This window comes from Nocardioides insulae DSM 17944, from assembly GCF_000422825.1.
Lineage (GTDB): Bacteria > Actinomycetota > Actinomycetes > Propionibacteriales > Nocardioidaceae > Nocardioides > Nocardioides insulae.
On sequence record NZ_AUGU01000015.1, the window covers coordinates 250,723 to 273,867 of the forward strand.

Here is a 23,145-nt window from a genome sequence, read left to right on the forward strand (position 1 = left end):
CCGTGCGGTCGCCTGTGGGTCAGTACTCCTCGTGGGTCTCCGCGGCGTTGCCGTGCGGGTGACCGTTGACCCGCCGCGCGGCGTCGTACTCGGAGGCGTGCCGGGGGGCCTCTGAACCGGCGGGGTCCTGCAGGTGCGAGGTGACCCGACCGGTCAACTCCTGCTCGACCCGGCGCAACTGCTCGATGCGGCGTTCCAGTTCGGCGCGCTCGGCCTTGGCATCGGCCACCGTGCGCGTCGCCTCGGTACGCGCCGCCCGGGCGACCCGGTCCGCGGTCTGCTGGGCGTCCAGCAGCAGGTTGTACTCGTACTGCCGAAGGTCGCTGCCTCCGACGCCGTCCGGTACCGGGCTGGCGGCAGCCTGGTCGGTGGCCAGGGAGTCGCGGATGTCCTGCAACTCGGTCTGGAACACCCGGGTGGCGGCGTCGACCTGCTGCGCGACGATCTCCAGCCGGGCCGACACCTGTGCGGAGCGCTCGTGCCGGTGGTCGTCGTGGGCGCGGATACGATCCTGAGCCGCCGTGAGTACGTCGAGGGAGGCCACCGAGAGCCGTTCGGCGGGGTCGTCGAGCGAACTGCCGTCCCACTCGACCTCAGCCGAGGGACCGGCGTTCGTCACGGCCGGTGCGGCGTGCTGCGCCGCAGCGGCCACAGGGACGCCCACAGGTGCGGGCTCGGCCGCGTCCGGCGCGTCGGGGTCCTGCATGGCGACCGTGGTCCGGAGCGGGACCTCGCGGACAGCCACGATGGCCAGCACGCTCACGATCGCGACGATGCCGGCGATCAGGAAGATGTTGCCGAAGCTGTCGCCGTAGGCGTTGTGCACGATGTGCTGCACCGGTGCGGGCAGGTCCTTGATGTCCAGGTTGCTGCCGGCACCGCTGAGCTGGCCGCCCGCCGCGCCGAGGCTCTGGAGGCCGGCGACGATCTTGTCCTGCACGTGGGTGGCGAGGAGGGCACCGAGCACGGAGACCCCGACCGCGCCGCCGAGGGACCGGAAGAAGGAGATCGTGGCCGAGCTCGCGCCGACGTCCTTGACGTCCACGGTGTTCTGGACGGCGAGCACGATGTTCTGGATCAGCGAGCCGATACCGATGCCGGTCACGGCCATGAAGATCGAGACCTGCCAGTAGGGGGTGTCGTGATCGATGGTCCCGAGCCCGATCATGCCGACGACCATCAGGATCGATCCGACCACCATGACGGGCTTCCAACGCCCGGTCTTCGTGACGATCTGACCCGCACCCACCGAGGAGATCAGCTGGGCGAGGATCAGCGGGATGGTCATCAACCCGGCCTTGGTGGGGCTGTTGCCCCCGGCGAGCTGGAAGTACTGGGTGAGGAAGGTGGCTCCGGCGAACATCCCGGTGCCCACCCCGATGCTGGCGACGATCATCAGGGCGGTGGTGCTGTTGCCCAGCACGCGAATGGGCACCATCGGCTCCGCAGCCTTCAGCTCCACGACCACGGCGAGGCCGGCCGCGAGCAGGAAGACCGCGCCGTACACCGCGGACTGCCAGGACAGCCAGGCGTAGTCCTCACCGGCGAAGGTCACCCACAGCATCGGCGCCGCGGCGGTGATCGCGATCAGGATCGCACCCAGGTAGTCGATCTTGACCTTGCGCTTCTCCGGGGGCGGGAGCTTGAGGGTGATCTGCAGCAGGATCAGCGCGATCACGGCGAGCGGCACGCAGACGAAGAAGCACCAACGCCAGTCGAGGTGGTCGGTGATCAAGCCACCCAGCAGGGGGCCGGACACGGTCGCCACGGCCATCGTCGCGCCCATGTAGCCGCTGTAGCGGCCACGCTGACGCGGAGCGATGATCGAGCCGATCACCGACTGTGACAGGGCGGTGAGACCGCCCATCGCCACGCCCTGCACGGCGCGGAAGGTCATCATCTGCCAGATCTCCTGGGAGAACCCGGCCCCCACGGACCCGACCACGAACAGGATGATCGACAGCTGGACGAGCAGCTTCTTGTCGAACAGGTCGGAGAGCTTGCCCCAGATCGGGGTGGTGATGGTCATGGCCAGCAGCGAGGCGGTGATGACCCAGGTGTACTGGCGCTGGGTGCCGTGCAGGTCCGACATGATGGTCGGCAGCGCGGTCGACACGATGGTCGAGGAGATCATCGCTGTGAACAGGGCGGCCATCAGGCCGATCATCACTTCGACGATCTGGCGGTGGGAGAACTCGCCGGTGGGGGTGGGATCCTTGGTGCCGGGCTCCGCAGCAGTGGAACTCATCAAGTGGTCTTCTTCGCCGTCTCTCGTCTGGTCGGGGAGTCGTCTGAACATCCCGAGGATTAGTTGCTAAAAACAACCATATGCGGAACATAGAGCTCCTATGCAAATATTCCGCTGCTCTCAGGATGTGACCTGCCCGACCCCGGCCACCGGCCACCGGCCACCGGGGCAGCTGCTCCGTCCCAGAGATCAGCGGCGACCGATCGCCTGTGCCCTCTGCAACAGCGCGTTGGGAACCACCCGCGCCAGCCTGGCCATCACCTGGTAACGGCGGGAGGGGATCGAGTACGCCCGACCACGCTCGTGGTCGGCCAGCGCCTCGGCGACCAGGCGATCGGCGTCCAGCCACATCCACCCTGGTGCCGACGAGCGGCTCACCTCCATCCGGCTGTGGAACTCGGTCCGGGTGAAGCCCGGGCACAGCGCGGTCACGGTGACGCCCTGGCCGGCGTACTCATGATGTGCCCACTCGCTGAAACTGTTCACCCAGGCCTTGGCCGCGCTGTAGGTGCCGCGCGGTAGGAAGGCCGCCACGCTGGAGACGTTGATGATGCCGCCGCGGCCCCCGCCCTCGGCGTACCGGGCAGTCATCGCACCCAGGGCAGCATGGGAGAGCCGCAGTACGGCCACCACGAGGACCTCGAGCATCGCCTGCTCGTCCTCCACCGAGTTGGTGAGGAACCGATGCTTGAGACCGAACCCGGCGTTGTTGACCAGCAGGTCCACCGGCCGGACCGGATCGACCAGGCGTCGCTCGACCGCCGCGAGCTGGTCGCGGACGGTGAGGTCGGCGGGCAGCACCTCCACGTGGACGCCGTGGGACGCGCTGAGCTCCTCGGCGACCTGCTCGAGCCGGGACCGGTCGCGGGCGACGAGCACCAGGTCGTGGCCGCTGGTGGCGAGCTGTTCGGCGAAGGTGTGTCCGATGCCGGCGGTGGCACCGGTGATGAGCGCAGTGGGCATGGCCCCATCCAAGCGCAACGACGGTGACCCGTCCTCCGCGGACACGGTCACCCCCTCCCACGTCGGGCGTGGGCACTCCGGCATGATGGAACCCGATGAGCGCCTGTCTCGTGTCCGCCCGTACCGGTGTCGCCCCCGTCCTGGTGCGCCGTCCCGACCGGACCCCCGCCTGATGTCGCCACGTCCCGGAGCTCACCGAGCCCGAGCGCGCTACGGCCGGGTGACCGTGCTCAGCGGAGCGGTGGCTGTGACGGTGGTGGCCCTGCTCGCCGGCTGGGGCGTGTTCCCCGAGGACGACGGCGCCGAGGCGGCCGAGCCCGCGGCCGTGCGTACCGTCGGCGACGGCACGAGCGAGGAGGACGACCTCGACGATGACGCCGCCGCGCCCACGCCCGACGCCCCCGAACCCACCCGGTCCTCGGATCGGGGGAGGACCGGTACGCCGCCCCGTGTCGCTGCCCCCTCGGGTAGCAGCGAGCGCACCCTGCCCGCACCACCGGTGGCCCGGCGGGGAGTGGTCCCCGCGGGGTCGGGCTCGGGCCGCAGGGTCGTGTTCAGCGAGGCGGCGCAGCGGGTGTGGCTGATCGGGGACGACGAGTCGGTCCAACGCACCTACCCCGTCTCCGGGAGCACCCTGGACAACCTCGACCCCGGCACCTATGAGGTCTACTCCCGCTCGGAGGATGCCTGGGGGATCGACGACTCGGGCACGATGGAGTGGTTCGTCCGGTTCACCCGCGGCCCGAGCGGAGCGGCGATCGGCTTCCACACCATCCCCGAGAAGGACGGCGCCCCCCTGCAGACCGTGGCCCAGCTCGGCACCCCGCAGTCCCACGGCTGTATCCGCCAGGACGAGGCCGATGCCCTGGCTCTGTGGGACTTCGCCCCGCTCGGCACCACCGTCGTGGTGGTCTGAGGGAGCCCTCACACCACGGACTTCTCCGACTCGCCCGCGGAGACCCGGCTGGGGTCCCTCGGGCGGTCCAGTCTGCTGGGCCACCAGATCGGCGGTCCCACGTCGAGGTTGAGTGCGGTCACCAGCACCGCGCGGACGACGAAGGTGTCGATCACGACGCCGAGGGCCACCGCGATGCCGATCTCGGCGAGCGAGACCATCGGGATCGTGCCGAGGACACCGAAGGTGGCCGCGAGGACCAGGCCGGCCGAGGTGATCACGCCGCCCGTGGAGGCGAGCGCGATCAGGGAGGCCCTCCTGGTGCCGTGCTCGGGCGTCTCCTCCCGGACACGGCTCATCAGGAAGATGTTGTAGTCGATCCCGAGCGCGACCAGGAACACGAAGACGAACAGCGGGAAGGACGGATCGGTGCCGGCGAACCCGAGGGCGTCGAAGATCAGCGCGGAGAGGCCCATCGCGGCGCCGTAGGAGAGCACGACCGTGCCGATCAGCAGGAGCGGCGAGAGCAGGGATCGCAGCAGCACCATCAAGATGATCAGCACCACCAGCAGGATGACCGGGATGATCACCAGGTTGTCCCGTGCGGAGGCCTCGGCCATGTCCAGGGTCAGGGCGGCCGCCCCGCCGACGAGCACGTCGGCACCCTCGACGGAGTGGACGGCGCCGCGGACCTCCTCGACCTGATCGGCGGCCTCCGGACTCGTCGGGTCGAGCGTCGTGCCGACCTCGATGTACTGGACGCCGTCCACCGGGGGGATCTGGTCGTTGACCGGTCCGATGCCCTCGACCTGATCGAGCGAGTCGACCACGGCGTCCGCATGAGCGGAGTCGGTCACCACCTGGATCGGGCTGGAGTCGTCGCCGGGTCCGTGCTCGGCGAGCAGTTGCTGGCCGGTCACCGAGTCGAAGGTCTTGGTGTACTGGTCCTCGGTCGCCAGCGGCGCCTGGTTCATGCCGAGGACGCCGAGCGAGGCGATCGCGAGCACGACCGCGGTGCCGATCCACACCCGCCGCGGACGACGTGAGATCCGGTCGCCGAGCCGCGCCCAGATCCCGGTCGTGGTCGGTTCCTCCGACCCGAACGCGGGCCGGAAGGGCCAGAAGACCCAGCGGCCGGTGACCACCAGCAACGCCGGGAGCAGGGTGAGCATCACCAGGATCGTGACGACGATCCCGATCGCGGCGACCGGGCCGAGCCCCGCGGTGGAGTTCATCTCGGCGAGCATCAGGCACAGCATGCCGATGGCCACCGTGGACCCGCTGGCGATGATCGCCGGCGCGGCCCGGTGCAGGGCGAACCCCATCGCCTCGTGCCGGTCCTCGCGGCGGCGCAGCTCCTCGCGGTAGCGCGCCACCAGTAGTAGTGCGTAGTCGGTGCCGGCACCGATCACCAGCACGCTCAGGATCGCCTGGCTCTGCCCGTTGACCGTCAGGTCGGCGTACCTGGCCAGCAGGTAGATCAGCCCCTGGGAGCACATCAGGCCGACCACGGCGCAGAAGATCGGCAACGCCCACAGCACCGGGCTGCGGTAGGTGAACAGCAAGATCACGACCACCACGGCCAGCGCCGCGAGCAGAAGGGTGCCGTCGATGCCCTCGAAGACCGCCGAGGCGGTGATGGCCTGACCGCCGGGGCCGGCGACGTACACCTCACCGCCGTCCTCCAGGGCAGCGATGTCGTTCAGCTCCTCGCCCACCTCGGGCAGGGCGTTCCAACCTTCGGGACCGAAGTTGAAGGTCGTCTGGACGACCGCGACCTCCCCGTCCTCGGAGACCAGCCCGATCTGCTGGCCGGCGGCCTCGTCGGTCGGGAAGGCGACCGGCGGCAGGCCACCGGACCCGGGCACCACGCCGTCCATCTCCCCGATCCGGGTGGCATCCTCGGCGATGGCGGCATAGTCGGCCTCGGTCAGCCCGCCCTCGCGGTGGTAGACCACCGAGGTCGGGATGTCCTCCTCGTCCTGGAACTGGCTCAGCCGGTCCAGGGCGCGGGTCGACTCGGCGCTCTCGGGGAGCCACGAGGCGGCCTCGTTGTTCTGGACATCGGTGAGCTTCTGCGCGAACGTCGACCCGACGACGAACAGTGCCAGCCAACCGGCCAGGACGATCCACTTGGTGACGGGCCCCGTGAGCGCCCCTGCGATGCGACGATGCATGTCATCCAGCGCACCACGCTTAACCCGCGATGGCATCGGGGTTTCCCCCGAGACCGGCCGGTAGGGGTCCCGGGGGACCCACCGCGCCGATCAGGGGGATCCCGGGGCGCGGGGGTCGGCGGTCGGGACGGACCCGGGTCGGTCAGGAGGCGTCGGCAGGGGCGCTGTCGGCCGAACCCTGGGGAGCCGCAGTGCCCTGGTCGGAGGACCGGGAACCGGAGGAACGACGCCGCCGGCGGCGGTTGCGAGCGGGCTTCTCCTCGCCCTGCGGAGCGGTCGAGCCGTCGGAAGCGGCGGGCTCCGCCGGTGCGCCTTCGGGGACCGTCTGGCCGCCGCGGGTCCGGGTGCGGGAGCGGTTGCGATTGCGGGGGGCGCGTTCGCGACGCTCGGGCTTCTCCTCGGCGGGGCGGGCCGCCTTGATCCGGCCCTTGGTGCCCTTGGTGATGCCGAGGTCGTGGAAGAGGTGCTCGGAGGAGGAGTAGGTCTCCTGCGGCTCGTCGAAGGGCAGGTCGAGGGCCTTGTTGATCATCTTCCAGCGGTGCACGTCGGCCCAGTCGACCAGCGTGATCGCGACACCCGAACGCCCGGCCCGACCGGTGCGACCGATCCGGTGGACATAGGTCTTCTCATCGTCCGGGGTGGTGTAGTTGATCACGTGGCTGACGCCGGTCACGTCGATACCGCGGGCGGCGACGTCGGTGGCCACGAGCACCTTGACCTTGTCGTCGCGGAAGCGCTGCATGACCTTCTCACGGGCGGCCTGCTGCATGTCGCCGTGCAGCGGCGCCGCGTCGAAGCCGCGCTCGGCCAGGTCGTCGGCGACCCGCTGGCACTGCCGCTTGGTGCGGGAGAAGATGACCACCTTGTCGGCGTCCTCGGCCTGCAGGATGCGGCCGATCATCTCCGGCTTGTCCAGGTCGTGTGCCTGGTAGACGAACTGCGCGGTGGCGGGCACGGTGGCGTTCTCGTAGGAGGACTCCGCCCGGATGTTCATCGGGTGGCGCATGTGGGTGCGGGCCAGCGACACGATCGCGGCCGGCATGGTTGCCGAGAAGAGCATGGTCTGCCGGGTCTCCGGCGTCAGCGAGAGCAGTCGCTCCACGTCGGGCAGGAAGCCCAGGTCGAGCATCTCGTCGGCCTCGTCGAGCACCAGGGCGTGCACGTGGCCGAGGTCGAGGACCTTGCGGTTGGCCAGGTCGATGAGTCGGCCGGGAGTGCCGACGACGATGTCGACGCCGTCGGTCAGGGCGTCGATCTGCGGCTCGTAGCCCACGCCGCCGTAGACGGTGAGGACCCGGAGGCCGCGGTCGGCGGAGGCGGCGGTGAGGTCAGAGGAGACCTGCAGCGCGAGCTCACGGGTCGGTGCCACGATCAGCGCCTGCGGTTTGCCCTGGGGGATCTCGGCGTAGTCCGGGTCCTTGGGGGAGACGCTGCGCTGGACCACGGGGATGCCGAAGGCGAGCGTCTTGCCGGTGCCGGTGCGGGCCTGGCCGATCAGGTCGGTGCCCACCAGGGCGACCGACAGGGTCATCTCCTGGATGGCGAACGGGGTGGTGATCCCCTTGCGGTCGAGGGCGTCACAAATCTCGGGGTGCACCCCGAGGTCACGGAAGGTAGTCATCAGTCGCTTTCCTCTCCCGCGCCAGCGGGAGTCGTCTTCACTCGTGCGGCGGCTCGAGGAAGAAGACCGGGCCTTCTCGGAACAAGCGGCGCCGCGCACATACCGGCCACGCTCCGGCTCACCGAGTCGATCGGCCAGCGGCAGAGGCAGCCACGAACGCGTCGAGTCTATCGGTAGGGTGCTCCCGTGGTTGCATCCGTGGGTTCGGTCGGCGATCCGGAGCAGGCGCCCCGGACCGACAAGCCAGAGCCGCTCGCCTTCTCCGACCCCGCCTACCGGGAGGCGGTGATCGACCTGCTCGGCGCGATCGGGTACGGCGAGATCTCCGCCTTCGAGCGCCTCGCCGAGGACGCCCGGCTCGCCCCGACCTTGGAGGACAAGGTCGCCATCGCCCGGATGGCCTCGGTGCAACTCCAGCGCGTCGACCCGATCAGCGATCGGCTCCGGGAGCTGGCGGTCGACCCCTACTCGGTGATGGCGTCCTTCCGCGACTCCTTCGACGCCTTCCACCGCCACACCGCGCCGGCGGACTGGTACGAAGGTCTGGTCAAGGCCTACGTCGGCGACGGGCTGGCCGACGACTTCTTCCGGGAGATCGCCGCTCAGCTCGACGCGCAGACCCGCGACCTGGTGCTCGCCACCCTCCAGGACACCGGCCACGCCGAATTCGCCGTCGAGCGCATCCGGACCGGCATCGCCGACGACCCGCGCCTGGCCGGCCGGCTGGCGCTGTGGGGCCGCCGGCTGATGGGGGAGGCGTTGGTCCAGGCCCAGCAGGTGGTGGCCGAGCGCGATGCGCTCTCCGGGCTGCTCGCCGGAGGCGTCGACCTACCCGGCCTCGACCTCGCCGCGATCGGCCGGATGTTCACCCGCCTCACCGAGCGGCACGCCGACCGGATGAGCGCCGTCGGCCTGGAGCACTGAGGCACGGTGCATCCCGTCCGGGCGGCCGACGTGCAGGTCCGGACGTGGGCCACCCGCTGCGGGCGCGGTGTCCGCACGTGACCGACGCGGTGGTGGTCGGCAGCGGACCCAACGGGCTCGCGGCGGCGATCCGCCTGGCCCAGGCAGGGGTGGCGGTCACGGTCCTGGAGGCACACGACCTGCCCGGTGGCGGTACCCGGACCACCGAACTGACCGAGCCGGGACTCCTGCACGACCACTGCTCGGCGATGCACCCGAGCGGGGTGGTGTCGCCCTACCTACGCAGTCTGCCGCTGGGGGAGCACGGCCTGGAGTGGCTCTGGCCCGAGGTCGACCTGGCGCACCCGCTGGACGACGGCAGCGCCGGGGTGATGGCCAGGGACCTGGCACGGACGGCGGCCAGTCTGTCCCCGGACGACGCTCGGCGGTGGGAGCGCACCTTCGGGCCGCTCGTGCGGCACTTCGGCGACCTGGTCGATGACACCTTCGGGCCGATCCTCGGGCCGCCCGCCCACCCCGTGTTGCTGGCCCGCTTCGGCCTCGCGGCGCTCAGGCCGGCGACGATGCTGGTCGACCGCTGGCACGACGACCGTGCCCGGGGGCTGTTCACGGGGGTGGCCGCACACTTCTTCGGACGCCTCGATCGCCCGCTGAGCGCCGCCGTCGGACTCATCCTCACCGCCGCCGGGCATGCGGTAGGCTGGCCGGTGGCCCGCGGGGGCAGCCGGGCGATCAGCGATGCGCTGATCGCGGTCCTGGCGTCGTACGGCGGTTCGGTCCGCTGCGGCGTCGAGGTGAAGGACCTGGCCCAGTTGCGGGATCTCACCGGGCGGGCGCCGGATCTGGTGCTGCTCGACACCAGCCCGGCGAGCGCGCTGCGGATCCTCGGGGACGCCCTGCCCGATCGCGTCCGGCGGTCCTACACGGCGTACCGCTTCGGCCCGGCCGCCTGGAAGGTCGACTTCGCGATCCGTGGCGACGTGCCGTGGACCAGTCCGGAGGCCCGGGTCGCGGGCACGGTCCACCTCGGCGGCAGGGCCGAGGAGATGGTGGCGGCCGAGCGGGCGACCTCATCCGGCGCGATGCCGGACCGGCCGTTCGTGCTGTGCGGGCAGCAGTACCTCTGCGACCCCTCCCGCTCGGCCGGCGACCTCAACCCCTTCTACGCCTACGCGCACGTGCCGCACGGGTACACCGGGGACGCCACCGAGTCGCTGATCGACCAGATCGAACGGTTCGCGCCGGGATTCCGGGACATCGTGGTCGCCACCCACGTGCGCGGCCCGTCCGCTCTGGAGAGCTACAACGCCAACTACCTCGGCGGTGACATCGGGGCGGGCGCGAACGACGGGCGGCAACTGCTCCTCCGACCCCGGCTCGCCCTGAACCCCTACCGCACCGGCGTCGACGGGGTCTTTCTCTGCTCCGCCTCGACGCCGCCGGGTGCCGGCGTCCACGGGATGTGCGGTTTCCACGCCGCCGAGGCAGCGCTCGCATCGCTCGGGTGAGGATCGAGTCGCCGGCCCGGTCGGCGGGTGGGCTCTGGAGGACATCCCCGGGAGAACGGGGAGGGGACCGGACGGTCCCGATGCGCCGAGCCTGGCTGGGCGAAGAGGCGTCAGCGCGACCTGGCGATGCTGGTGGCCGAGGCGAACATCACCGCGATCGCGGCGGTGCCGATCTGCCACACGTGCCGCCACCAGTCGATGCCGCGAGAGGTGTTGTCCCAGCCGTAGCCGGGTTCGCCGGCGACGCGGCCGCTCACGCCGAAGATGGCGTAGTAGAGCAGACTCCCGACGATCATCCCGACGATGCCGCACACGATGGTGGTGAGGAAGGAGATGTTGTCCTTCCAGCCGGGGGCGACGAACTTGCCGAGCAGGCCGATGATCGTCCCGCCGACCAGCGTGGTGATGCAGAACCAGATCAGACCCATCGCCGTGTCCCCTTCATGAGCGTGTCGGCCGGGTGTGCGGCCCGAGGACCATCATGCTCCCGGTTGCGCCGCCACGGGAGGCAGCGCGCCGGGTGTCACGCGGCCCTCCGGATTCGGCCGGGCCGCGCGACGCGGCGTTCCAGGGCCTCAGCCGCGGAAGCCGACCTTGCCGACGACCGTGCTCCCGATCTCCACGTAGGCGATCTTCGAGGAGGGCACCATCGTCCGGCGGCCCTTCTTGTCGGTGAGGGTGAGTACACGGGTGCCGTCGGCGACGGCGTCGGCAATGGCCTTCTCCAGGGCCTCGACGTCCTCGTCGGACTCCACAACCAGCTCGCGCGGGGCGTGCTGGACGCCGATCTTGACCTCCACAGGTCCTCCTTCGTTCGGTGATGCAACAACCCTACGGGCGGGGCGGAACCCCGGGTCCGGTCCGGTCTCGGACGGGCGATCAGGCCTCGCGGTGATCGTCGCTCTTGGGGTAGCCGCCGATGCCCCGCCAGGCGAGTCCGGAGACCAGAGCCGCCGCCGAAGCGCGGTCGAGGCCGTTGCCATCGGCCAGCCAGAACCGGGCGCTGACCTGGGCCATCCCCACCAGGGAGGAGGCGAGCAGCAGGGCGGCGTGGGCGGGGAGGCCGGTGTCCTCGGCGATCACCTCGGCGACCATGGTCGAGCACTCGGTGGTCACCCGGTCGACCTGGGCCCGTACGGCGTCCTCGCTGGTCAGGTCGGACTCGAAGACCAACCGGAAGGCGCCGGAGTCGCTGGCGACGTACTCGTAGAAGGCGTCGACGGTGGCGGCCACCCGCAGCTTGTTGTCGTCGGTGGAGGCGAGTGCCCGGCGGACGGCGTCGATCACGGTCTCGCTGGAGCGCTCGAGCAGGGCCAGGTAGAGGTCGAGCTTGCCGGGGAAGTGCTGGTAGAGCACCGGCTTGGACACACCCGCCCGCTCAGCGATGTCATCCATCGCCGCAGCGTGGTAGCCCTGTGCCACGAAGACCTCCAGCGCGGATTCCAGCAGCTGGGCGCGACGCTCGCGTCGCGGCATCCGACCGCCGCGTGGACGCGCGGGGTCGAGGTCGTACTCCGTGGTCACGTGATCCTGCTTTCTGCGCGTTCTCTGCATCGGAGACCGGCCGAGTCGCGGCCCCATGGCTGTGTCCGAGACTACTCCGCGGTCACCTTCCGGGCGCGCCTGGGCGTCCGTACGGCGGGACTCGTCCGTCCGTCGTACGCCGGTGAGGGAACATGGATCCGGTCGCCGGTGTTTCCGGAGATGACCGCAGCCAGGCCCGGGGACCGGGCAGACTTGAACGAGGAGCGCGCAGTGTCTTTCCCACCGCTCGTGGAGCCCGCCGACGAGCTCACCATCGACGAGGTGCGTCGCTACAGCCGTCACCTGATCATCCCCGACGTCGGGATGTCGGGGCAGAAGCGGCTCAAGAACGCCAAGGTGCTGGTCATCGGCGCCGGCGGCCTGGGGAGCCCGGCCCTGCTCTATCTCGCCGCGGCCGGCGTGGGCACGATCGGCATCGCCGAGTTCGACGAGGTCGACGAGTCCAACCTCCAGCGCCAGATCATCCACGGTCAGTCCGACATCGGTAAGTCCAAGGCGGTCTCCGCCAAGGAGTCGATCGCGGAGGCCAACCCGTACGTCAACGTCGTCCTGCACGAGGGCCGCCTCGACAACGACAACGTCATGGAGGTCTTCCGGGGCTACGACCTGATCGTCGACGGCACCGACAACTTCGCGACCCGCTACATGGTCAACGACGCGGCGTACTTCCTGGGGATCCCGTACGTCTGGGGCTCGATCTACCGCTTCGACGGTCAGGCCTCGGTCTTCGCCCCCACGCTGTCCGACGACGCGCCGTGCTACCGGTGCCTCTACCCGGAGCCCCCGCCGCCGGGCATGGTGCCCTCCTGCGCCGAGGGTGGCGTCCTGGGTGTGCTCTGCTCGGCGATCGGCTCGATCCAGGTCAACGAGGGGATCAAGCTGCTCACCGGCATCGGCGACCCGCTGGTCGGCAAGCTGATGATCTACGACGCCCTCGAGATGGAGTACCGCAAGCTGAAGGTCCGCAAGGACCCCAACTGCGCGCTGTGCGGCGAGCACGCCACCGTCACCGAGCTGATCGACTACGAGACCTTCTGCGGTGCGGTCTCCGACGAGGCCGCCGAGGCGGCCGCCGGCTCGACGATCTCGGTCGGCACCCTCGAGCACATGCTCAAGGAGCGCGAAGAGGGTTCGCGCGACTTCGTCCTCGTCGACGTCCGTGAGCCGAACGAGTTCGAGATCAACCGGATCCCCGGCTCGGTGCTGATCCCCAAGGGCGACTTCCTCAACGGCTCCGCGCTGGAGCAGTTGCCCACGGTCGACTCCGGCACCCAGATCGTCATGCACTGCAAGACCGGCGTCCGGTCCGCCGAGACGCTCGCGATCGTCAAGGGCGCCGGTTACGGCGACGCTGTCCACGTCGGTGGTGGCGTGGTGGCCTGGGTCAACCAGATCGACCCCTCCCAGCCCGCGTACTGACCGCTCCCGTGACAACCGCCCGTCCGGATCCTTCCGGGCGGGCGGTTCCTGCATGGACGACGGCTACGGTGACGCCGTGGACACCCAGGCGTACGTCGAGGCGGTGCTAGCGCTCGTCGAGCAGGTGCCGCGCGGGCGCGTCACGACCTACGGCGCCCTCGCCGATGCCCTGTTCGACGAGTACGGCGGCGGTCCTCGTCAGGTCGCCGCGGTGATGTCGGGCCACGGCGGACCGGTGCCGTGGTGGCGGGTGGTGCGGGCCGACGGATCGCTGCCGGCGTCCCACCACGACTCCGCGCGGCAGGCCTATCTGGAGGAGGGCACCCCGCTGTCCGGCCCCGGACGGGTCGACCTGCGCGCGGCCCTGTGGTTGCCGGCCCTGAGCCGGGCCCACCGGGAACCGTCGCGCAGGACGGCGCGCTGACCCAGGACGCCGACCGACGACCCGGCCGTGGACTTCCTCGACCGCCGGGGGAGGGTAGGGCGCACCGCGGGTGACTCGGCTCACCGCCTGCTGGACCCTGCTGGCCCGGGCGGACCGGATCGGGAAAGATCACGCCCGTGATGTACTCGCTCCTCCATGCCGTAGTGCCCCCGGTGCTCAAGGCCGTCTGGCGACCGACGGTGACCGGTCTCGACAACGTGCCTCGTAGCGGCGGCGTGATCCTGGCGAGCAACCACCTCAGCTTCGTCGACTCGGTGGCGATCCCCTCGGTCGCACCCCGCAAGGTCGTCTTCCTGGCCAAGAGCGACTACTTCACCGGCACCGGCGTCAAGGGCGCCCTCCAGCGGGCCTGGTTCGAGGGGATCGGGATGCTGCCCGTCGACCGCGACGACACCAAGGCCGCGATGACCAGCCTCGATACGGCGCTCGAGGTGCTCGGCCGCGGTGAGGCCTTCGGCATCTACCCGGAGGGCACCCGGAGCCGCGACGGTCGGCTCTATCGCGGACGCACCGGGGTCGCCCACCTCGCGCTGACCGCCCGGGTGCCGGTCGTCCCCGTCGGGTTGAGCGGCACTCAGAACATCCAGCCGATCGGGAGCAGCCTGCCCAAGGTGGTGCCGGTCTCGGTCACCTTCGGTGCGCCGATCCAGGTGGCCGGCCGGTTCGACGGCGTACCGCTGGGCAAGGCACGCCGCCTCCTCACCGACGAGATCACGGCGGCCATCCAGAGCCTGACCGGCCAGGAGTTGGCGGGGATCTACAACGAGCGTCCGCCGGACGCCTGATCGCGAGTCGGCCCCTGCCGGCTGCTCTTGTGGGCACCGCTACACAGGAGCACCATGGAAGGTGGACGAAGGCGAGGTGAACGCCATGACGACCGACTGCCTGACCATGACTGTGCAGCGTCGGCACGAAGCGCTCGCCGAGCGGCTGGAGGTCGCTCGGGCGATGCACCCGGACAGCGCGGAGCCCCGAGAGGGCCGCGCACGGATCGACCCGTTCCTGGCGAGTGCCAGTCAGCACCTGCACGCGGTCGACGAGGTGATGATTCCCGCCGCGCGACGGCGGGTCTCCGGCGGCAAGGAGCTGGTGCACGACTATCTGGGCTCGGCACGCGACCTGGAGGTCGTGCTGGCCCACCTCAAGGCGCACGAGTACGGCTCGGTCTACGAGCGCCGGTTCGAGTGGGAGCAGGTCTGGGACGACGTCGACACCGCTCTGGTCGACCAGCGTGAGCACGAACTCGCGGTGGCCGCCGAGATCGCTCGGGTCGTGGAGGAGCTGGAGCTGACCGAGCTCGCCGACCGGCTCGAACGCCGGGAGTCGGCGGCCCCGACCCGGCCGCACCCCTACACCCCTCATACCGGGATCCTGGGGATGATGGGGCGCAGGGTGATGGCCACGGCGGATGCGTTCTGGGACGTCGCCGAGAACCGGATGGTGCCCGAGCCGGAGCGGCCTCCGCGCCCGAAGCCCGGCCTGATCAGCCAATATTTCCTGGCGGACCCGAGGTTCGAGCCGGGCCCCGATCCGGCAGCTGCTGCTGAGCCGGAGCCCGAGCCGGAGGAGGGCGCCGGTCGGTAGCGGCCCGCCGTGAGGCGGCCGCGGCAGGTCGGAGAGACTGGCGTCCGTGACCAGCCCCGTGTCGACCCCTGCCCCTGACCAGTCGCGCTCGCTCACCCTCGTCACGGGCGGGACCCGCGGGATCGGAGCGGCGATCTCGCTGAGACTGGCGGCCGCGGGCCATGACCTCGTGCTCGGGTTCAGGACCGAGTCCGAGGCCGCCGAGGAGACCGCCACGCGTGTCCGTCGGTACGGCGGAAGCTGCCACCTCATCCGCGGGGATCTGACCGCGCCCGGGACGGTCGAGGACCTGTTCTCCGCCGCGGCCGAGGCCGGCCAGCTGACCGGGGTGGTCAACAACGCCGGGATCGCCGGACCCCTCGGCCCACTCGCCGAGGCGGACCCGGACGTCCTGCGGGCCGTGATCGAGTCCACCCTGGTCGCACCACTGCTGGTCGCCCGCGCGGCGGTCCGGGCGATGAGCACCGGGCGCGGCGGTCACGGCGGCGTCATCGTCAACATCTCCTCCGGCGCCGCGACCCTCGGCTCGCCGGGGGAGTACGTGCACTACGCCGCAGCCAAGGCCGGCCTCGACACGCTCACGCTCGGGCTCGCCAAGGAGGCCGGCCCGGAGGGGATCCGGGTGGCCGGGGTCGCGCCGGGTGCCATCCGTACCCGGATCCACGCCGACTCCGGTGACGCCGAGCGCCTGGAAAGGATCGGGTCCGCGGTGCCGCTGGGCCGTCCGGGCGAGCCCGACGAGGTCGCCGCGGCGGTGGCCTGGCTGCTCAGCACGGAGGCGTCGTACGTCACCGGGACGACGCTGCGCGTGGCCGGGGGTCGTTGATCTCGCGGTGGCCCGCCCTTCGAATTGGAACGCTCGGAACTGTCGGTGGTCCGTGATGGAGTGCTGACATGAGCCAGTCCACCTACCGTCTTCAGGCGCCTCAGCCGATCCTCGACGCTCCGGTGCTGGACGCCGATCAGCGGCGGGTGGTGGAGCACCCCGGGGGGCCGTTGCTCGTGCTCGCCGGTCCCGGCACCGGCAAGACCACGACCCTGGTGGAGACGGTCGTCGAGCGGATCGAGGGGCGCGGTGCCCGGCCCGACGAGGTGCTCACGCTGACCTTCAGCCGCAAGGCGGCCGAGGAGCTCCGTGACCGGATCACCGCTCGCCTGGGCCGCACCAGCACGACCGCCTCCAGTTCCACGTTCCACTCCTTCGCCTACGGGCTGATCCGCGCCTACGCCCCGGCGGAGCTCTACGAGGCGCCGCTGCGTCTGCTCAGCGCTCCGGAGCAGGATGTCGTCCTGCGCGAGCTGCTGGAGGAGCACACCGAAGCGGTGACCTGGCCCGATGGTCTGCGTCGCGCGCTCGGCACCCGCGGCTTCGCGCGCGAGGTGCACACGGTGCTGGCCCGCGCCCGGGAGAAGGGGCTGGACGGCGCGGCGCTGGCCGCGTTGGGCCGGGCCGAGGGCGTGCCCGAGTTCGTCGCGGCGGGCCTCTTCCTGGAGCAGTACCTCACCATCCTGGACAACCTCGGTGCCACCGACTACGCCGATCTGATCCGCCGGGCCGCGCTCGAGGCGGAGGCGCACCGCGACGAGCTGAGAGCCCGCTATCGCTATGTCTTCGTCGACGAGTATCAAGACACCGACCCGGGACAGGTGGCCCTGCTGCGTGCCCTCGCCGGCGACGGGCGCGACCTGGTCGCGGTCGGCGACCCGCACCAGTCGATCTACGGCTTCCGAGGCGCCGAGGTGCGGGGCATCCTGCAGTTCCCGAGCGAGTTCCCCCACACCGACGGTCGGCCGGCCGATGTGGTGGCCCTGCGCACCACCCGGCGATTCGGATCGCGCATCCTCACGGCCTCGCAGCGGGTGGCCGGACGACTCGGCCTGCCGGGGGCGATCGACGAGGCCGCCCGCGAGGCATTCTTGTCACCTCAGGCCGCGCCCGGGCCGCACGGCCGGGGCCGCGTGCAGGTGCTCACCTTCGACACCGAGCGGGCCGAGGCCGAGCACCTGGCCGACATCCTGCGGCGCGCTCACCTCGAGGACGGCATCGGTTGGCACGAGATGGCGGTCCTGGTCCGTTCCGGCCGCGCCAGCATCCCACCGCTGCGCCGCGCGCTCGCAGGGGCCGGAGTGCCGGTGGAGGTGGCCAGCGACGAGGTGCCGCTGGTCCGCGACCCAGCTGTGTTGCCCTTGTTGGAGGGCTTCCGGGCGGTCCTCAATCTCGACAACACCGATCCCGAAGACATCGACCACCTCGACCCGAGCCGGGTCGAGAGCCTGCTGACCAGCCCCCTCGGCGGGCTCGACGCGGGTGAGCTGCGGCGTCTCGCCCGGCGGTTGAGGGTCCGTGAGAAGGAGTGGGCCACCGCCGAGCACAGTTCGCCGCGGGCCTCGACGGAGCTCGTCCGGGAGGCACTGGTCGATCCGGAATTCCTGCTGGGGCTCGGCGGGCCCGAGGCCGAGCGCGCCCATGCCCTCACCCGGCTGCTGCACGACACCCGGGCGCTGGCGGAGGAGGGGGCGACCGCCGAGGAGTTGTTGTGGAGTCTGTGGTCGCGCACCGGGTGGCCGGCCCGGCTCCGCAGGGCTGCCGAGGGCGGCGGCCCGGGGGGCCGGCGTGCCCATCGCGACCTCGATGCCGTCTGTGCACTGTTCGAGGTCGCCGCCCGCGCCGAGGAGAAGCGCGACCATGCCGGCGTCCGCACCTTCCTCGCCACACTGGTGGCCCAGGAGATCCCGGCCGACACGCTTGCCGAGCGAGGTGCCCGCGGCGCCGCGGTGCGGCTGCTGACCGCCCACCGGTCCAAGGGGCTCGAGTGGCGCTTGGTCGTGGTCGCCCACGTCCAGCAGGAGGCCTGGCCCGATCTGCGCCGACGCTCCACGCTGCTTCGGGCCGACCGGATCGGGGAGGAGGGGATCGTGCCTCCCATCTCCACGCGCGAGCTCCTGCTCGAGGAGCGACGCCTGTTCTACGTCGCCTGCACCCGCGCACGGGAGCGGCTGGTGGTCAGCGCGGTGCACGCCCAGGAGGACGACGGCGAGTTGCCGAGCCGGTTCCTCGATGAGTTGGGCGTCGAACCACTGCGGATGGTGGGCCGCCCGCAGCGCCCGTTGTCGCTGGCCGGCCTCGTCAGCGAGCTGCGTCGCACGGTCGCCGACCCGGCGACCAGCGAGCCGCTCCGCCTCGCGGCCGCCCGGAGGTTGGCCAGACTTGCCCCCGAGGTGCCGGCCGCCGACCCGGCGTCCTGGTGGGGCACCCGCAGTGCCAGCCGGGCCGACCGTGCGATGCGTGACCCGGACCGCCCGGTGGGGGTCTCGGCGACCATGCTCGAGGGGCTGCTGGAGTGCCCGATGCGCTGGTTCCTCACCAAGGAGGCCGGTGGCTCGGGCCCCACCCACCAGAGCGCCAACGTCGGACAGTTGGTGCACGCGGTCGCGGAGCGGGTCGCGGGCGGTGAGCTGCCCGACGACCCTGCCCGGCTCGACGAGCTGATGGCCCACATCGACGCGGTCTGGGGTCGTCTGGTGTTCCGCACCCCGTGGTCCAAGGCCCGCGAGCATGCTCGCGTTCGCAAGGCCCTCTCTCGCTTCCTCGCCTGGCACCGGGCCAACCCGAGACGGCTGGTCGGCACCGAGCAGCAGTTCTCCACCGTGCTGGAGGTGTCCGATGGGCAGGGGCCACCGGAGCGGGTGGAGCTACGTGGCTACGCCGACCGGATAGAGCTGGACGCCGAGGGTCGGGTGGTCGTCGTCGACCTCAAGACGGGCCGGAGCAAGCCGTCGGACAAGTCGGTCAGGGAGCACACGCAGCTCGCCCTGTACCAGCTGGCGGTCGATCACGGGGCGGTCGACCAACTCCTCGGCGAGCGGGCCGACGACGTGCCCACGAGCGGCGAGTCCGGTGGCGAGTCGGGCGGCGAGTCGGGTGGTGCCGAGCTCGTGCAGGTCGGCCTCATCGATGACGATGACCTGGCCACCGTGCAGGCCCAGGGAGTCCTGTCGGACGACGGGCCCACCCGGGAGGCCCTCCGCACCGATCTCGCCCGAGCGGTGCGGATGGTCCGTTCGGAGCGCTTCCCGGCCCGCCCCGGTGCCGTCTGCGACCGCTGCGCCTTCACGTCGCTGTGTCCGGTCAAGGGAGCGGGGGCGATCACCAGATGAGGCTGTCGGGCGGCGCCGGCGACCGCGGGACACCCCCACACCTTGCGAAGGAGGACCGATGAGGATCGACACGGCCGAGGAACTCGCCCGCGCCATGGGCACGCCGTACACCCCGAGTCCGCAGCAGTGGCGGGCCATCTCCGCACCGCTGCAACCCTCGGTCGTGATCGCGGGGGCGGGTTCGGGCAAGACGACCCTGATGGCGGCCCGGGTGGTCTACCTCGTCCTCACCGGGCAGGTGCGTCCCGAGGAGGTGCTCGGGCTGACCTTCACCGCGAAGGCCGCCAGCGAGTTGCGCGAGCGGATCCTGACCTCCCTCACCAAGGCCGGCGCGCTGGCACCGACGGACCGGCGCGATCCAGAGCCGGAGGAGGAGGTGCTCGAGCCCACGGTCGCGACCTACAACGCCTACGCCGCCGGCCTGCTCACCGACCACGGTTTGCGGATCGGGCACGAGCCCGACACCCGGGTGATCACCGACGCGGCCCGCTACCAGCTCGGTGCGCGGGCCGTCCAGCGCTACACCGGCGTCGTGGAGAGCCTCAGCGACCATCCGCCGACCGTGATCCAGAATCTGCTGGCGTTGGACGGCGCCATGAGTGAGCACCTGGTCTCGCTCGACCAGGTGGCCTCCTTCGACTTCGACGCCCGCCAGCACTTCCAGGCGAGTCTGGCGGAGGCATCGGCGAGGCTGGCAGAGGGCAAGCGGGTCGTGGGCCATGTCCGTGCGCTGACCAGTGCGCTCAACACGCTCGACCGCCGGGGGGAGCTGCTCGGCCTGGTCGCCTCCTACCGACGGCTGAAGCGGGATCTCGGCCTGATGGACTTCGCCGACCAGATCGAGTTGGGGGCTCGGCTGGCCAGTGAGCAGCCCGAGGTCGGGGCGTTGGAGCGTGGCCGCTTCAAGGTCGTGCTCCTGGACGAGTATCAGGACACCTCGGTTGCCCAGGCGATCATGCTCTCCAGACTGTTCGGGGGTGGCCACGCGGTCACCGCGGTGGGCGATCCCAACCAGGCCATCTACGGCTGGCGTGGGGCCTCCGTCTCCAACATCCTGGGTTTCGGAGAGACCTTCCCTCGTGCCGACGGCGAAGATGTGGTGCTCTACCCGCTGACGGTCAATCGTCGTTCGGACCGGCGGATCCTCGAGGTCGCCAACCGGTTGGCCGCACCACTGCTCGATGCCTATCCGCAGGTGGCCGCGCTCGAGGCCGACCCCTCCGCGGGTGAGGGTCGGGTGGAGGCGGGCGTCTACGAGTCGCAGGCCGACGAGCTCGGCGCCCTCGCCGAGGCCGTGCGGCGTGCCTACGGTGGCGATCCCGGTGACTGGGCAGAGATCGGTGTGCTCACCCGTGACAATCTCACCGCCGCGGCCGTCTACGACGCCCTGACCTCCCAGCAGATCCCGGTGGAGATCGTGGGTCTCTCCGGCCTGTTGCGGCTTCCGGAGATCGCCGAGGTGGTCGCGACGCTCAACCTGGTGCACGACGTCACCGCCAACGCCGCACTGCTCACCCTGCTGAGCGGTCCCCGTTGGGCGATCGGACCGCGTGACCTGCGACTGCTCGCCCAGCGGGCACACGAGATCTCCGGTCGGGGCGGACGCGCCGACTCGCCCGAGTCGGTGACCGAGCAACTGCTCGACATCGCCGATGGTGTCGATCCGGCGGAGATCACCGCCCTCGACGACGCGCTCGTCGACCCCGGCGACCCGGAGCTCTATCCCTATTCCGCGTCGGGCAGGGAGCGGTTCGGCCTGCTAGCGGCTGAGCTACGGATGCTCCGCAGCCATGCCGGCGAGCCGATCCTCGATCTGGTGCGTCGGATCATCGACACCACGGGCATCGACGTAGAACTGGCCTCGGCCGTCGATCCGGCGGCCTCGGCCCGGCGGGACAACCTCGATCTCTTCGTTCGTGCGGTCGCCGACTTCCAGGCGATCGACGGCGATGTCTCGCTTGCGGCTCTGCTGGCCTACCTGACCGCCGAGGACGAGCAGCACAACGGCCTTGACGTCGCGACGCCCACGGAGGCCGATTCGGTCAAGCTGCTCACGGTGCACCGGTCCAAGGGATTGGAGTGGCGATCGGTCTTCCTGGTCGGGGTGTGCGCGACGGCCTTCCCGTCCGAGCGAGGGCGCAACCTGTGGATCAGCTCGCCGGCGGTGCTCCCCACGGCGCTGCGCGGCGATGCCCACGACCTCCCCCAGCTCGACGGGTGGGACAAGGAGGCGATCGAGTCCCTCCGGACGCGCACCAAGGCGCACGACCAGGAGGAGGAGCTACGGCTCGGGTACGTCGCGTTCACCCGGGCCGCCGAGCACCTCTCGGTCACCTCTCACCTGTGGCGGCAGCGCAAGACTCCGTTCGGACCGTCGGCGTACCAGGAGGTCGTGCGCGACCAGTTGGTCGACTGGGGCGAACCGCTGGAAGACGGAGTGCCGGGGCAGTGGCTCCCCAAGCCGGACAAGACCGAGGCCAACCCGTTCGCCGCGGTCGATGCCTCGCGCCCGTGGCCGGTCGAGGAGCACGGTCCGGAGGCCCGGCTCCGGCTGGCGGCCGCCGAGCTGGTGCGGGGCGTCGTGGCTGCCGGCCCATCCGCGGACGAGGACCTCGACATGCTGGAGGCTGCCAGGGTGGCGGAGTGGGACGAGGAGCTGGACCGGCTGCTCGCCGAGGCGCGTGCCGGACACTCCGACACGATCGCGGTGCCGCTGCCCGGCAGCCTCTCGGCGACGGCGGTGGCCCGCCTGCGTGACGACCCCGCTGGCTTCGCCCGCGAACTGGCCCGCCCGATGCCGCGGCCGCCCTCGTCCTCCGCGCGGTTCGGCACCAGGTTCCACGCCTGGGTCGAGGCCAGGTTCGGGCAGCAGGACCTTTTCGACCCCGATGATCTCCCGGGTCGAGCCGACGCCGGGACCGTCGACGAGGCCGAGTTGCGCGAGGTGATCCAGCGCTTCGAAGCGGGTCCGTTCGGGTCGCGCCCGCCGTTCCAGGTCGAGGCGCCGTTCGCCCTGGTCCTCGCCGGGCAGGTGATCCGGGGGCGGATCGACGCGGTCTACACCGATCCTGGCCGGCACGATGGCCCGGGCTACCTGCTGGTGGACTGGAAGACCCACCGCTCGGCCACCGCCGATCCGCTCCAGTTGGCGCTCTACCGACTCGCCTGGGCCGAACTCCGCGATGTGCCGCTCGAGCAGGTGCGGGCGGCGTTCTATTACGTGCGTTCCGGCGAGCTCGTCGAGCCGCGGGATCTACCCGACCGCGCGGCGCTGGAGGAGTTGATCGCCGCGTCCTCGTCCGCTGGGTGAGCCGAGCGCTCCACCTTCCTCGCCCGCTGTCGCGTGCCGGGTCTGATGGAGGCTCTCATTCCACGGAAGGATGAGAGTCATGGCAGCACCGAGGAAGTATCCCGAGGAGCTTCGGGAGCGTGCGATCAGGATGGCGGTCGATCTGCGGCGTGACCCGGCCACGAGGACTGGCGCTCTTCGCCGGGTTGGCGAGCAGTTGGGGATCAACCCCGAGACGCTGCGCAACTGGGTCTCCCAGGCCGAGATCGACGAGGGCCACCGCCCTGGCGTCTCGACCGATGAGGCGAGACGGATCGCCGAGCTCGAGCGCGAGGTGAAGGAACTGCGCCGAGCGAACGAGATCCTGAA

At 71.0% G+C, this 23,145-nt stretch carries 18 protein-coding genes; 11 read left to right on the plus strand and 7 right to left on the minus strand.

All coding sequences use genetic code 11. From position 1 onward, the window contains the following. Positions 1-19: 19 nt before the first annotated feature. Together G515_RS20145 and G515_RS0107875 are read right to left on the minus strand one after the other, a co-directional pair. Entirely contained in the window at positions 20-2,248 is a 2,229-nt protein-coding gene (locus tag G515_RS20145) for an MDR family MFS transporter (protein ID WP_084653282.1), read from the minus strand. Between the two features lie 189 nt (positions 2,249-2,437). Then, complete coding sequence (locus G515_RS0107875) at positions 2,438-3,211, minus strand: SDR family NAD(P)-dependent oxidoreductase (RefSeq protein ID WP_028659720.1); 774 nt, start codon at positions 3,209-3,211, stop codon at positions 2,438-2,440. A gap of 172 nt (positions 3,212-3,383) precedes the next feature. On the opposite strand from G515_RS0107875, the gene G515_RS22610 reads away from it, so the two are divergent. Continuing rightward, on the plus strand, positions 3,384-4,127 hold the full coding sequence (locus G515_RS22610; protein ID WP_157571044.1) for a L,D-transpeptidase: 744 nt from the start codon (positions 3,384-3,386) through the stop codon (positions 4,125-4,127). Between the two features lie 8 nt (positions 4,128-4,135). Here the strand turns inward: G515_RS22610 and G515_RS0107885 are convergent, their stop codons facing one another. Together G515_RS0107885 and G515_RS20155 are read right to left on the minus strand one after the other, a co-directional pair. Further along, complete coding sequence (locus G515_RS0107885; protein ID WP_028659721.1) at positions 4,136-6,283, minus strand: MMPL family transporter; 2,148 nt, start codon at positions 6,281-6,283, stop codon at positions 4,136-4,138. Positions 6,284-6,425: 142 nt separating this feature from the next. Continuing rightward, positions 6,426-7,904, minus strand: a complete 1,479-nt coding sequence (locus G515_RS20155) for a DEAD/DEAH box helicase (RefSeq protein WP_051218003.1) — start codon at positions 7,902-7,904, stop codon at positions 6,426-6,428. Positions 7,905-8,090: 186 nt separating this feature from the next. Between G515_RS20155 and G515_RS0107895 the strand changes: the two genes are divergently transcribed. Further along, a complete protein-coding gene (locus G515_RS0107895; protein WP_084653283.1) occupies positions 8,091-8,828 on the plus strand; it encodes a ferritin-like fold-containing protein in 738 nt (245 codons plus the stop codon). A 77-nt stretch (positions 8,829-8,905) separates the two neighbouring features. After that, complete coding sequence (locus tag G515_RS0107900) at positions 8,906-10,336, plus strand: phytoene desaturase family protein (protein ID WP_028659723.1); 1,431 nt, start codon at positions 8,906-8,908, stop codon at positions 10,334-10,336. 110 nt (positions 10,337-10,446) lie between these two features. Here G515_RS0107900 and G515_RS0107905 read toward each other — a convergent pair whose 3' ends face one another. The 3 genes from G515_RS0107905 to G515_RS0107915 all read right to left on the minus strand — a co-directional run bounded on the left by G515_RS0107905 (position 10,447) and on the right by G515_RS0107915 (position 11,812). Next, positions 10,447-10,764 carry a hypothetical protein gene (locus tag G515_RS0107905; RefSeq protein WP_036554777.1) on the minus strand — a complete coding sequence of 106 codons (318 nt, stop codon included), beginning with the start codon at positions 10,762-10,764 and terminating at the stop codon, positions 10,447-10,449. Positions 10,765-10,911: 147 nt separating this feature from the next. Further along, complete coding sequence (locus tag G515_RS0107910; protein WP_028659725.1) at positions 10,912-11,136, minus strand: DUF3107 domain-containing protein; 225 nt, start codon at positions 11,134-11,136, stop codon at positions 10,912-10,914. A gap of 79 nt (positions 11,137-11,215) precedes the next feature. After that, entirely contained in the window at positions 11,216-11,812 is a 597-nt protein-coding gene (locus G515_RS0107915) for a TetR family transcriptional regulator (protein ID WP_084653304.1), read from the minus strand. A 279-nt stretch (positions 11,813-12,091) separates the two neighbouring features. On the opposite strand from G515_RS0107915, the gene moeZ reads away from it, so the two are divergent. The 8 genes from moeZ to G515_RS0107955 all read left to right on the plus strand — a co-directional run. Then, positions 12,092-13,300, plus strand: a complete 1,209-nt coding sequence (moeZ, locus tag G515_RS0107920) for an adenylyltransferase/sulfurtransferase MoeZ (protein ID WP_028659727.1) — start codon at positions 12,092-12,094, stop codon at positions 13,298-13,300. 52 nt (positions 13,301-13,352) lie between these two features. Beyond that, positions 13,353-13,724, plus strand: a complete 372-nt coding sequence (locus G515_RS20160; protein WP_051218004.1) for an MGMT family protein — start codon at positions 13,353-13,355, stop codon at positions 13,722-13,724. A 140-nt stretch (positions 13,725-13,864) separates the two neighbouring features. Next, positions 13,865-14,530, plus strand: coding sequence for a lysophospholipid acyltransferase family protein (locus G515_RS0107930; RefSeq protein ID WP_051218005.1), 666 nt, complete (start codon positions 13,865-13,867; stop codon positions 14,528-14,530). Positions 14,531-14,615: 85 nt separating this feature from the next. Next, entirely contained in the window at positions 14,616-15,329 is a 714-nt protein-coding gene (locus tag G515_RS22615; RefSeq protein WP_157571045.1) for a hypothetical protein, read from the plus strand. A 46-nt stretch (positions 15,330-15,375) separates the two neighbouring features. Beyond that, positions 15,376-16,155 (plus strand): SDR family oxidoreductase, encoded by a 780-nt coding sequence (locus tag G515_RS0107940; RefSeq protein ID WP_245565290.1) that lies wholly within the window; start codon positions 15,376-15,378, stop codon positions 16,153-16,155. Between the two features lie 68 nt (positions 16,156-16,223). Next, positions 16,224-19,487 carry an ATP-dependent helicase gene (locus G515_RS0107945; protein ID WP_028659730.1) on the plus strand — a complete coding sequence of 1,088 codons (3,264 nt, stop codon included), beginning with the start codon at positions 16,224-16,226 and terminating at the stop codon, positions 19,485-19,487. 58 nt (positions 19,488-19,545) lie between these two features. Next, on the plus strand, positions 19,546-22,797 hold the full coding sequence (locus tag G515_RS0107950; protein ID WP_028659731.1) for an ATP-dependent helicase: 3,252 nt from the start codon (positions 19,546-19,548) through the stop codon (positions 22,795-22,797). A 130-nt stretch (positions 22,798-22,927) separates the two neighbouring features. Continuing rightward, positions 22,928-23,145 (plus strand): transposase (locus G515_RS0107955; protein WP_425411229.1); only part of this gene is annotated, 218 nt, incomplete at its 3' end.